General features: G+C 54.5%; 2 protein-coding genes. Both read right to left on the bottom strand.

Features of this window, described 5'->3' with window-relative positions; all coding sequences use genetic code 11:
• Positions 1-350: hypothetical protein (locus tag AAKU64_RS22575; RefSeq protein ID WP_354363117.1), on the bottom strand; the 350-nt coding region annotated here is incomplete at its 3' end.
• The coding region (locus AAKU64_RS22570; protein WP_354335876.1) for a DUF2169 family type VI secretion system accessory protein at positions 347-1171 on the bottom strand (825 nt) is incomplete at its 5' end. The genes AAKU64_RS22570 and AAKU64_RS22575, both read right to left, overlap by 4 nt.

Here is a 1171-nt window from a genome sequence, read left to right as displayed (position 1 = left end):
GGTGAGGCTTGATGCTGATTGTCTAGCGTGGCAAAACTGTCGAAGGCGATGATGTCTTTGCCGACTTTACACAGATCAGGCTCAGTGCAAATGGCGTTCCAGCCTTTGGCGTGGGCGACGTGACGAGTTTTGCCGGGCGCTGTTTTTTTGTTGGCGCTGGCCTGCTTGTCTTTTTCTGCGTTGAGTTTTTCAAGGTCGGCGATATTCTTTTCTAATTCCTTGATGCGTTTTTGATCTTCGGATAATTGCAAACCCTGTGCGATCTTACTGTCGCTGAGATTACCCAGCGCAGAATTGCCTTTGGGATCAGACCCTTTCGGGTCCGAAAGTTTGAGTACTGCGCCGCTCATGATCGGCTCTTGCCGGTGTCAGTGCTGCTGCCAATCGTCTCACCGGTGATCTTGGCCTTAGTGACCGCCAGAGAAATCTCTGTCACAGGATCGTCGCGCTTAAAGTGGCTGCGCCAGACCAGTACGACTTGTCTGGTATCGAGATCAAAGCGCACCGTATCAAGTAGCGGCAGGCTGACGCTGCGTGCGCCGCTAGTGTGTTGGATGGCGACGACGATGTTCCAGCCGGGTAATTGCATATCTCCTCTTTCGGCTAATAGACCAATTAAGCTCACGCTTTCATCGCCACGCAAATGCGGGATGGCGACCATCTCGGGTGCCGCACTTTGGTAGTAGCGCGTATCGAAATCGAGCGGCAACAAAGGTGCGCGGCTGTTGCGCCATGCTTCATCGTATTTGCCTTGAAAGCCGACGCGTGGCGACCACCAACGTGCCAGCGGGCTTAACCCTTCTGGGGCACAATTTTGATATGGCTGCGTGATCGGTATAGCAACCGCTTCGATCTGCGGCGCTGGCAGTAACTTTTGTGCCGAAATCCAATTATCGATATAGCGCCGGGCTGGTTTAGCGAGATGCTTGAGTGCGCCGCTATCGGGTAACCAGCCGCAACCTGCGGGGTTAGCGGGATGCTTGACCGTATCCGGCTCTTGATCTGCGGATAGTTCAGCGGGGATATTGATACAGCCGCCGTAAGCCAGACGATAGTCGAGCGCGACACGCCGCACCGGCGTAGGAGTATCCCGGCTCCAGCCCAGCAGGTTTTTGCGAAATTGCCGTGGCCCATACAGATGCAGCATTTTCTTTTGCTTTCCCACGCGTAT

The sequence above is a fragment of the Undibacterium sp. GrIS 1.8 genome (genome assembly GCF_040544445.1).
Taxonomy (GTDB): Bacteria; Pseudomonadota; Gammaproteobacteria; order Burkholderiales; family Burkholderiaceae_D; genus Undibacterium.
This window is presented reverse-complemented; position numbering and strand designations above follow the sequence as displayed.